The sequence below is a fragment of the Martelella sp. genome (genome assembly GCF_984369615.1).
This window is the reverse complement of sequence record NZ_CFHTCS010000163.1, coordinates 1-9,496: the sequence shown is the minus strand read 5'-3', so window position 1 is coordinate 9,496 and position 9,496 is coordinate 1. Positions and strand designations below refer to the sequence as shown.

Genomic DNA, 9,496 nt, shown 5'->3' with positions numbered 1-9,496 from the left:
CCTTCTGCAGGCCCATGCGGTCGTCGCCATACTGCTCCTTCAACTCGGTCATCTTCGGCTGCATGCGCTTCATGTTGGCCATGGAGGCATACTGCTTGGAGGCGAGCGGGAAGAACAGAAGCTTGATGATGACGGTCGTGATCAGGATCGCGACGCCGAAATTGCCGACCTGATGGTAGATGAAATCCATCAACTGGAACAGCGGCTTGGTGATGAACCACAGCCAGCCCCAGTCGATCATGCGGTCGAACAGGGGAATGTTGTACTGCTTCTGGTACTGGGTCAGGATGTTGGTGACCTTGGCCCCGGCGAAAACCTTGGTCTGCAGCTCGGCCGACTGTCCGGCGGCGATGGTCAGCGGCTGATTGTCGGAATAGTCCGCCTGATAGCGCGCCCGGCCGTCGGTGAAATGCGAGAAACGGACGTCGTAGTTCATGTCGGACTGGGGAATGATCGCCGTGCCCCAGTATTTGTCGGTGACGCCGAACCAGCCGCCGTTCGAGCCGGTATAGGTTTCGTTTTCCTTGGCGACGTTCTTGTAGGTGTCTTCCGTGATGCCGGCATCAGGGGACATGACGCCGAGGAAACCCTCGTGCAGCACCCAGGCGGAAGGTTCGTCGGGCAGGTTGAAGCGGGTGATGCGGCCATAGGGATTGACCGTCACCTGCTTGTCCGAACTGTTGGTCACCGTGTCGTCCATCGTGATCATGTAATCGTCATCGATGGAGATCGTGCGGTTGAAGGTCAGGCCGGAGTCATTGGTATAGGACAGCACGACCGGTGTCGCGGGCGTCAGCGTATCGCCCTTTTCAAGCGTCCAGACGGTCTGGGGACCGGGAACCGAACCGGAATTCTCGCCCTGGACGAAGCCAAGCTCGGCGAAATAGCCGTTCTCCGTGTCGGCCGGCGAGAACAGCGTGACGATCGGGCTCGTCGGGTTCACGGTGACGTGATAGTCCTTGAGCTTGATGTCGTCGATGCGCGCGCCGGCAAGGTTGATGGAGCCGGAAAGCGCGGGCGTCTCGATCTTGACGCGCGGAGCCGTTTCCTGCTGGGCGCCGGCCTGGGAGAACACGGCATCGCCGCTGGCGCCGGTCGCGGAAGAACCGGCAGTGCCGGAGCTGGCGGTATTGTTCGTTGCAGCGGTCTGTTCCTGGGCCGCCTGCTGCTGCGCTGCCTGCTCCTGCGCGGCGCGCTGCTCTTCCAGGCGCGGACCCATATACAGGAACTGCCAGGCCAGAACGACCAGGACCGTGAGCGCGATCGCAATGACAGAATTGCGGTTGTTTTCCATCTTATCTTCCTGGTGCGGACGCCTTGCGGCTCCGTCCGGTTCGGGGCGATTTCGAAATCCGTGATTCCAGCTCATCTGCGAGCATCGCGAAAGAGACGTCGAGCACCTCCCGACGGCCCACAACGACATAATCGCAACCGGGTTGCATTGCAAATGCGCCTTTGAGGCGCACAGCCTCTTTCAGCCGGCGGCGCATCCTGTTGCGCTCGACGGCATTTCCCTGCCGCTTGGTCACAGTAAAACCGACGCGGGGCCCTTCCAGGGGCTCGCGCCGGTCAAGTACTTCCAGCAGAAACAGCGGGCCCTTCCGCCGTTCGCCTTTCTGGACGGCCAGAAATTGCGGGCGGGTCTTGAGCCGCCCGACAACCATCTCGGCATTGTCGTCCGGTCCGGCCATCGGGGCTTTCAGCCCTTAAGCCGAAAGACGCTTGCGACCGCGCGCGCGGCGGGCCTGGAGGACCTTGCGGCCGCCCTTGGTGGCCATGCGGGCACGGAAGCCGTGACGGCGTTTGCGAACAAGCTTGGAAGGCTGATAGGTACGCTTGGTAGACATTTGTTTAAATACCGCGGTGTGCGGCCCTTCTTGGTGAACTGCCGGAGCAGTTGAAGCGTGTGGATGATGTTGCCGGCATGAACGCCGCCTGGTGAGGCGGGCCAAGGCTTCCGGAAACTGCGCGGCTTATAAGGGAAAGGGTCGCAAATTGTCAATCATGCCGGGCGGGAGACTTTGCAAGTGCCTCAAATATGGCGGTTTTGTCCTGTTGGGGATTGGTCTATGATCTCTCAACCTATCCAACCGGAGACATGCGATGCTGAGGGCAAGTTCCCGGAAGACGCAGGACGCGCCTGACGACGCGGTCGCCGTTCCCGGTTTTCTGTCGGGCCTGTCGGGCCGCATTCTGGCGCTGACGGTCGTTATCATCATGTCCGCCGAAATTGTCTTTTTCGTGCCCTCGCTGGCCAGCATGCGGCTGAGATGGCTGGACGACCGGCTGAGCACCGCCGCCGCCGCGGCGACCGTGATCGACGGGTTGCAGCCACAGGTCCTGCCGCGCGCGCTGCAGGACGAGACGCTGATGGCGACCGGCACCAAGGCGATCGTGCTCAGGAAGGACGGCGCCTCGCAGCTTCTCGCCATCACCGACATGCCGCCGGAAATCTCCAAGACCTATGACCTGACCGATGTCGGGCCGGTCGAGGCCGTGGTCGATGCCTTCGACGAGCTTCTGTTCGGCGGCGACCGCGCCATCCGCGTGTTCGGCCCTATCGGCGACAGCGACGCGATCATCGAACTGGTGATCTCGGACGACGAGCTTCATCATGCGCTGCTCGTCTATGCCCGCAACATCTTCCTCCTGAGCATTCTCCTGTCGACGTTCACGGCGATGCTGATCTTCTTCCGGCTGAATGCCATCCTGGTTCGGCCGCTCCGGCGCCAGATCGCCAACATGCAGGCCTTTTCCGATCATCCGGATCTGCCGGAAAGCGTCTATCGCCCGGAAGAGACCACGGATGAGCTGGGCATCGCCGGCCGCCATCTCGCGTCCATGCAGAGCGAGCTGCAGAAGACGCTGCGCCAGCAGAAGCGCCTGGCCGAACTCGGTCTGGCCGTGTCCAAGATCAACCACGACATGCGCAACATCCTGGCCTCCGCCCAGCTGATGTCGGACCGGATCGCGGGCACCGACGATCCGGTGGTCCGCCGCGTCGCGCCGAAGCTGCTGCGCGCCATCGACCGGGCGGCGGCCTATTCCCGCTCGGTGCTGAGCTATGGCCAGGTCTCCGAAGCCGAGCCAAAACGGGAGATGGTGGGGCTGTTCGAGCTGATCAACGACGTGCACGACTATCTGGAGCTTTCCGCCGAACAGCCAATCGACTGGGTCAACCGCGTGCCGGAGGAGCTGAAGGTCGACGCCGATCCCGAGCAGCTGTTCCGGGTGGTCTTCAACCTCTGCCGCAACAGCGTCCAGGCGCTGACGCAGCAGGCCGATGAGAGGCGCGATACGCTCAATTGTCTGATCGTTTCGGCCCAGCGTCACGGCAGCGTCGTCTCTCTGTCCGTCGACGATACCGGCCCCGGCATGCCGCAAAGGGCGCGCGAAAACCTGTTCGCCGCCTTCAGGGGCGGCGTGCGCAGCGGCGGCACGGGGCTCGGCCTCGCGATCGCCCGCGAACTGGTGCTCGCCCATGGCGGCACGATCGCGCTGGTGGAAAAGGCGGGGCAGGGCACGCTGTTCCGCATCGAGATTCCCGACCGCCCGGTGGCGCTTGAAAACTGGCGCAGCGAGACCGGCGCCTGAGCCGCTCCGCGTCTTTCCGGGGCGCTTTGCCTGTTTCGTTCCTGGTGTCGAAAGGAGAACTATGCATTTGATTTTATAAGACAATTAATGACACAGACCTTGATGTCCGGACGTTGCTGAAGGATCGCGAACGGTCGGTCCCGCGCGTGTTTCAGAAAAATGACAGGTTTTTTCCGGAAACCGCTTGCAATCCAAATCCGAAGGCTCTAGAAGCCCTCTCGCACGCCGCAGACAAGACGCGGCGCATCGCAAGGCAAGCGCTCGTAGCTCAGCTGGATAGAGCACCAGACTACGAATCTGGGGGTCGGGAGTTCGAATCTTCCCGAGCGCGCCATTTTTACCGACATGACTTTCCCTTGATCTGCGTGATCTGTTTCACGGCTCGCAACAATTCGGCGATCGTGACCGTGCCGCTTGCCTCTGCCCGTGCAGTAACGGCGAGGGACGTTGCGCGCTCCCCCTTGTTTCAAGGCCCTGCTGTCTGCGAACCGCGGGCAGAGTGGGTTGCTTCCGGCTTCTTGATATGCGTCAACTTGTAGCGGGGCGTCGGCTTGATTGAGCCGGGCTGACGGCATAGTCGGGGACCGGACGATGGCGTGTTCCGGGAAGAGCCCGTTTCACGCCGTCGCCAGACGAGAACGCATCCAGGAAAAGTGGAGACCGGATTTCCCTCCGGAGGCGCGGAAAAACAAAAGGTCAGAGCGTATTCGCGATTCGGGGAAACGCGGCCGTGCTCCAGGAGACAATCCGTCACCGCCGAGCCGAGGCTGCCCATCGTCTCAAGGCGACGTCGCGAAAACAGCAGCAATGGAGAGTGGAAACGATGAACTGGGTTCCTGTGGTCCTCGGCCTGTTCAAGCTTGGCGTGCTGGGCACGGCCATGTTCTTCGCCATCAAGTCGCATCGTGACGGCGAAAAGGAGCAGAAGAGAGCGCGCGAGGCCGACGAACAGCAAAGGCTCGCCGAGCGTGCTGCCGGTGCCCCGAAGCCGGAATGACGGCTTTTTGGGGGAAACAGAGCGATCCTGACTGTTCAGGCTCCGCCGAGAACGGAGCCGGTCCAATCCGGGCGGCGTCGTTTCCCGGAAAGCACGATGCGTCGATTCAATAAGTCAGAGCCTCCTTTGTGCGTCCGAATGGATGCACGGCGCTCTATCGCGCCAGCGTCTGGCCGGCGCGCGACCCGCGTTCTTCCAGCGTCCTGACGAGAACGGCATAGGCGCTGTCGATGTCTTCCCGAAGGGCCGACACCGCGCCGTCTGCATCGCCCGCGCAGATCCGTTCGTAAAGTGCGCGGTGCTGCCGGTTTGACGCCTTGTAGTGGCCGTGCCGCTGCAACAGGTGGAATTGCGGGTTGATCCTCAGCCAGAGCGTGCCGATGATCTCGAGCATGAGAGCGGAACCAGCCTGCGCGTAGATTGCGAAGTGGAATTCGTAATTGCGGTGGATGAAGTCCCGCACCTGCCCCCTGGCTTCCGCGTCTTCCATCCGTTCCAGCAGCTCCTCGAGCCGCTTCTCGAACGCCGCGGACCGGTTCGCGACCGCCCAGGTGACGGCCGAGGCCTCGATCTCGGAGCGGACCCTGCGCAGGTCCTCCAGCTGCGCCGCGCCGAGCACGGGCACGCCGATGGAGCGGCCGGAAACCACCGTCAGCGCGCCGAGCGCCATCAGCCGGGAAATCGCCTCGCGCACGGGCATCGGGCTGACGTTCAGGGCCTTGGCGATGCTCGCCACGGTGACCGATTCCCCAGGCGCGATCTCTCCCTGGAGAATGAGGTCGCACAGGCGCTGGTGCACCAGGGCCTGAAGCGTCTCCTTTTTCAACGGCGTCACGTTCTCGAGCATGGCGAAATCCTCTTGTTCCGCTGACAAAGCTACGAAATTTCACGTCAAAGAGAAAGATGTTTTGACTTTTGATCAAAGATATTTAATCTTGAGTCCTGTCGGGCGATCGGGAGAGTCGCCCACCAAGGGAGGAAGCTATGATTGGACGTATACTTGCGGGCGCAGCCTGCGCCGTCGGCCTTGCGGGAACCGTGCAGGCGCAGGGATCGGAACCCTACGACATCTACCTGTCGATGAGCTATATCGGCAATGACTGGCAGGCCGAAGCCTCGAACATGATCAAGGCGCTGGCCGCCTCGGAAGACTACAGGGACCGCGTGAACCTCGAGGTGCAGGTGGCGGGCCCCAATGCCCAGCGTCAGATCCAGCAGATCAATGCCATGGTGCAGGCCGGCGCCGATGCGATCGTTGTCTACCCGATTTCGCCCACGGCGCTGAACAGCGTGGTGCGCAGCGCCTGCTCGCGCGGCGTGACGATCATCGCCTATGACGCCGAGATCACCGAGCCCTGCGCCTATAACGTCACCATCGACCAGGCGGAAGCCGGTCGCAAGACGGCCGAATGGCTTGTCGAGGCGATGGGCGGCGAGGGCGATGTGGTGATGGTCACGGGGGTTCCCGGAACCTCGGTCGACACGGCCAGGACCGCGGCGGCCAAGGCCGTCTTTGCCGAACACGCGGGCATCAATATCGTCGGCGAGGCGGTCGGCATGTGGAGCCAGGCGGTGGCGCGGACCGAGCTCAACAAGCTGATGGCGACCCGCGACTGGTCGGAGATCGACGGGCTGTGGATGCAGGTCGGCTGCTACACCGCCAACGCCATGCAGCTCGAGGCGGGCCAGGCGCCCGAAGACCTGCTGCCCTGCGCCGGCGAAGGCTCGAACGGCGGGCGCATCCAGATGCTGCCGGCCGACAGCGCGGTCGAAGGCGCCGCAGTCCCCTATGCGCCCATGGGCGCGGCGCGGATTTCCTACGCCTCTCCGCCCTATTCCGGCGCACTGGCGCTGAAGCTCGCGGTCGACAAGCTCGATGGGGCCGAAATCCCGCAGCACACCACCCTGCCGCTGCCGCTGGTCACCAACGACACGGTTGAGCTGTGTGAAACCGGGAGCTGGGATGAACAGAAGGCTGGCTGCAACGTCTTCCAGCCGGGGCTGGTCTCAAATCCGGGCTGGTTCGCGTCGATCTTCTCGGAAGAACTGCCGCAACTCGGGCTGAACGCGGCCCTTGTCGGTCAGCCCGAGCGCTGATCCAGCGTCCCGATCCGGCGGCCGGGCGTCGCCGGACCCTTCCACAGAATTCTCGAGGACGCCATGTCATCCGCACCCGCCGTCGCGGTCTCGGGCCTGACCAAGGCCTACGGACCAACTGTGGCCAATGACCAGGTCGCGTTTTCCGTCGCTCCCGGACGCGTTCACGCGCTTTTGGGAGAGAACGGCGCGGGCAAATCGACCACGATGAAGCTGCTGTCGGGCCTTGTGCGGCCCGATGCCGGCGACATTCGCATCGACGGGCGGCAGGTCGCGTTGCGCTCGCCGCGGGACGCCCATGCGGCGGGCGTGCAGACCGCCTTCCAGGAACTGACCCTCGTGCCAGACCTGACGGTGCTCGACAACATGCTGCTGCCGCGCGCGCCATGGACGCCGCTTGCAACGCTGAACCGCGGGCGCACCCGTCGCGCCGTAACCGCCCATTTCGACGCGCTCGACCTTTCCGTCGACCTCGATGCTCTGGCCGGCGAACTGACGCTCGCATCGCGCCAGAAGATCGAGATTGCCCGCGCGCTCTATCGCAAGCCGCGCATCCTGTTGCTGGACGAGCCGACCTCGGCCCTTTCCGGCGGCGACGTGGACTGGCTCGGACGGATCATCGCCGATGCGGCGGCGCGCGGGATCACCGTGCTGTTCATCTCGCACCGCATGCCCGAGGTGCGCGCCTTCTGCGACACGCTGACCATCCTGCGCAACGGGCGCTCGGTGCATTCGGCGAAGGTGGCCGACGTCACCGATGCCGAAGTGGTGGAGATGATCATCGGACGCTCGGTGGAGAACGCCTTCCCGCCGCCGCGTCCGCCGCGCGACAGGCAAGGTGAAACGCCGGTGCTGGCGACGCGCGCCCTGTCGGCCGGGCCAAAGCTGAAGGAGGCCGACATCGCGCTGCACCGGGGCGAGATCCTCGGCATTGCCGGGCTGCAGGGCATGGGCCAGGAAGCGCTGTTTTCAGCGCTGTTCGGCCAGGAACACCTGCATGCGGGCCATATCGAACTGGACGGCGCGCCGCTGCACCTGCGCTCGCCCGCCGATGCGCTGCAGTCTTCCGTCGCCATCGGCCTGGTGCCCGAGGAACGCAAGGCGCAGGGCCTGTTCCTCAAGCTGCCGGGGCGGCAGAATGTCAGCCTGCCCGTGCTGTCGCGGTTTTGCCGCGGTCCGCTGCTGGATGACGCCGCAGAGGCGCGCGCCGCTGCCGGGGCCTTTGCCGCCGTCGAGGTCGACGAACGCGCGCATTACCTGCCCGCCGGCGCGTTTTCGGGCGGCAACCAGCAGAAGATCGTTCTGGCGAAATGGCTCGTGGCGCAAAGCCGAATCCTGCTGCTTTTCGATCCGACGCGCGGCATCGATGTCGGTACCAAGGAACAGCTCTACGCGCTTCTGCGCGCCTATTCGGATGCAGGCGGTTCGGTGCTGCTGCATTCGACCGAAATTCCCGAACTGGTGCATCTGTGCGACCGCGTCGGGGTGCTCTACGAGGGCCGCGTGAGCCGCTGGCTCGAAGGCGGCGCCCTGACCGAGAACGCCATCATGGAAGCGACGCTCGGGGGCAGCGATCCGCTTCACGGTCCGAAGCCCTCCGACAGGCGGGAGAACCCGGCATGACCGATCAGCCCATTTCCTTTGTCCCGCGCGCCGCCCGGCTGCCGGGCCTGCGCAGCCTCAAAAGGGCCCAGGCGGTGATCGTCGCCGCCCTGGTGTTTGCCGGGCTGATGCTGCTCAACAGCTTTCTCAGCCCGTACCCGCTGAGCTATTTCGACATTTCCTTTCTGGCAAGCGGCGGAGCCACCACCGCCATCGCCGCCGCCGGGCAGACGCTGGTGATCCTTTCCGGCGGCTTCGACCTTTCGGCAGGCGCCGTGGTGTCGCTGGTCAACGCGGTGCTCGCGACGTCGATGGATCCGGCGAACATGGAGGCCTCCGTGCCGCTCTGGACGGCCATCGGCATCGCGATCGGCATGGGCGTCGGCGCGGTGAACGGTTTTTTCGTCGCGGTGATGCGGCTCCAGCCGATTGTGGTGACGCTGGCGGTCATGTTCATCGTCCAGGGACTGACCCTTCTGGTGATGGCAACGCCGGGCGGCTTCGTTGCGCCGTCGCTCTCTTCGGTCTATCTCGGCGACACCCTGCCGGGCCTGCTGCCCGCGCCGCTGACCCTGCTCGGCGTTCTGGTTCTGGCGTGGCTCTGGCTGAAGCGCACCGCCTTCGGCGTGACGCTTTATGCGGTGGGAAGCGATCCCGAGGCCGCCCGTGCGACGGGGCTTCACACCCGCGCCGTCACCTTCTTCACCTACATGCTCGCAGGCGGGCTCTACGGTCTGGCCGGCGTGTTCGTCAGCGCCCAGACCGGCAGCGGCGATCCGCTGGCGGGCAACGCGCTGCTGCTGCCGACCTTTGCCGCCGTCGTCATCGGCGGCACCCGGCTCGGCGGCGGCAAGGGCGGCATACCCGGCACGATTTTCGGGGCCTATATCCTGATGATCGTGGTGAACCTTCTGCTGTCGCTCAATGTCTCGGCCTATTACGCCACGATCGCGGAAAGCGCCGTGCTGTTGATCGCGGTTCTGGCCGGCTCAATGAGCAGGGACAGCCCGCTGTCGCAGCGCTTGCGCGAGCTGAAGGACGCGCTCGCCGCCCGCCGCAAGGGCTGGCTGGTGTCGCAACGGCCGAAGGCGGATCGCAGGCTCGCCTTCACTGAGCCTGCAGACGCCGCGCTCAAGCTTAGCTTCATGCAACGCCACGGCGCGACGCTGCGGCACGACGCGCTGTGGGGCGAGTGGCTCGAGTGGT

Annotated in this window: 9 protein-coding genes and 1 tRNA gene; 6 read left to right on the top strand and 4 right to left on the bottom strand. The window is 64.4% G+C overall.

The window, feature by feature from the left end:
- The 3 genes from yidC to rpmH all read right to left on the bottom strand — a co-directional run.
- Nucleotides 1-1,294: membrane protein insertase YidC (gene yidC / locus AC5DC2_RS13655; RefSeq protein WP_491698869.1), on the bottom strand; the 1,294-nt coding region annotated here is incomplete at its 3' end.
- Nucleotide 1,295: 1 nt separating this feature from the next.
- The gene (rnpA, locus tag AC5DC2_RS13650) at nucleotides 1,296-1,691 is read right to left on the bottom strand and encodes a ribonuclease P protein component (RefSeq protein WP_024708325.1); all 396 of its coding nucleotides are present in this window, start codon (nucleotides 1,689-1,691) and stop codon (nucleotides 1,296-1,298) included.
- A 15-nt stretch (nucleotides 1,692-1,706) separates the two neighbouring features.
- Nucleotides 1,707-1,847: a 50S ribosomal protein L34 gene (gene rpmH, locus AC5DC2_RS13645; RefSeq protein WP_024708326.1), complete on the bottom strand. Its 141-nt coding sequence runs from the start codon at nucleotides 1,845-1,847 to the stop codon at nucleotides 1,707-1,709.
- Between the two features lie 256 nt (nucleotides 1,848-2,103).
- Here rpmH and AC5DC2_RS13640 point away from each other — a divergent pair, with 256 nt between their 5' ends.
- The 3 genes from AC5DC2_RS13640 to AC5DC2_RS13630 all read left to right on the top strand — a co-directional run bounded on the left by AC5DC2_RS13640 (nucleotide 2,104) and on the right by AC5DC2_RS13630 (nucleotide 4,591).
- The gene (locus AC5DC2_RS13640; protein ID WP_491698868.1) at nucleotides 2,104-3,594 is read left to right on the top strand and encodes a sensor histidine kinase; all 1,491 of its coding nucleotides are present in this window, start codon (nucleotides 2,104-2,106) and stop codon (nucleotides 3,592-3,594) included.
- A gap of 257 nt (nucleotides 3,595-3,851) precedes the next feature.
- Nucleotides 3,852-3,928: transfer RNA gene (locus AC5DC2_RS13635), tRNA-Arg, on the top strand.
- A 489-nt stretch (nucleotides 3,929-4,417) separates the two neighbouring features.
- The gene (locus tag AC5DC2_RS13630) at nucleotides 4,418-4,591 is read left to right on the top strand and encodes a hypothetical protein (protein ID WP_197489600.1); all 174 of its coding nucleotides are present in this window, start codon (nucleotides 4,418-4,420) and stop codon (nucleotides 4,589-4,591) included.
- A 154-nt stretch (nucleotides 4,592-4,745) separates the two neighbouring features.
- Here AC5DC2_RS13630 and AC5DC2_RS13625 read toward each other — a convergent pair whose 3' ends face one another.
- On the bottom strand, nucleotides 4,746-5,438 hold the full coding sequence (locus tag AC5DC2_RS13625; RefSeq protein ID WP_024708328.1) for a GntR family transcriptional regulator: 693 nt from the start codon (nucleotides 5,436-5,438) through the stop codon (nucleotides 4,746-4,748).
- Nucleotides 5,439-5,575: 137 nt separating this feature from the next.
- Here AC5DC2_RS13625 and AC5DC2_RS13620 point away from each other — a divergent pair, with 137 nt between their 5' ends.
- From AC5DC2_RS13620 to AC5DC2_RS13610, 3 genes are all read left to right on the top strand, one after another.
- A complete protein-coding gene (locus AC5DC2_RS13620) occupies nucleotides 5,576-6,688 on the top strand; it encodes a sugar ABC transporter substrate-binding protein (protein WP_491698867.1) in 1,113 nt (370 codons plus the stop codon).
- A 63-nt stretch (nucleotides 6,689-6,751) separates the two neighbouring features.
- On the top strand, nucleotides 6,752-8,311 hold the full coding sequence (locus AC5DC2_RS13615) for a sugar ABC transporter ATP-binding protein (protein WP_491698866.1): 1,560 nt from the start codon (nucleotides 6,752-6,754) through the stop codon (nucleotides 8,309-8,311).
- Nucleotides 8,308-9,496: ABC transporter permease (locus AC5DC2_RS13610; protein ID WP_491698865.1), on the top strand; the 1,189-nt coding region annotated here is incomplete at its 3' end. The genes AC5DC2_RS13615 and AC5DC2_RS13610, both read left to right, overlap by 4 nt.

Excerpts from the sequence above, each read along its gene's own strand:
- AC5DC2_RS13625 (WP_024708328.1), bottom strand. The coding sequence starts at position 5,438 with ATGCTCGAGAACGTGACGCCGTTGAAAAAGGAGACGCTTCAGGCCCTG.
- rpmH (WP_024708326.1), bottom strand. The coding sequence starts at position 1,847 with ATGTCTACCAAGCGTACCTATCAGCCTTCCAAGCTTGTTCGCAAACGC.
- AC5DC2_RS13640 (WP_491698868.1), top strand. The coding sequence starts at position 2,104 with ATGCTGAGGGCAAGTTCCCGGAAGACGCAGGACGCGCCTGACGACGCG.
- AC5DC2_RS13630 (WP_197489600.1), top strand. The coding sequence starts at position 4,418 with ATGAACTGGGTTCCTGTGGTCCTCGGCCTGTTCAAGCTTGGCGTGCTG.
- rnpA (WP_024708325.1), bottom strand. The coding sequence starts at position 1,691 with ATGGCCGGACCGGACGACAATGCCGAGATGGTTGTCGGGCGGCTCAAG.
- AC5DC2_RS13615 (WP_491698866.1), top strand. The coding sequence starts at position 6,752 with ATGTCATCCGCACCCGCCGTCGCGGTCTCGGGCCTGACCAAGGCCTAC.
- AC5DC2_RS13620 (WP_491698867.1), top strand. The coding sequence starts at position 5,576 with ATGATTGGACGTATACTTGCGGGCGCAGCCTGCGCCGTCGGCCTTGCG.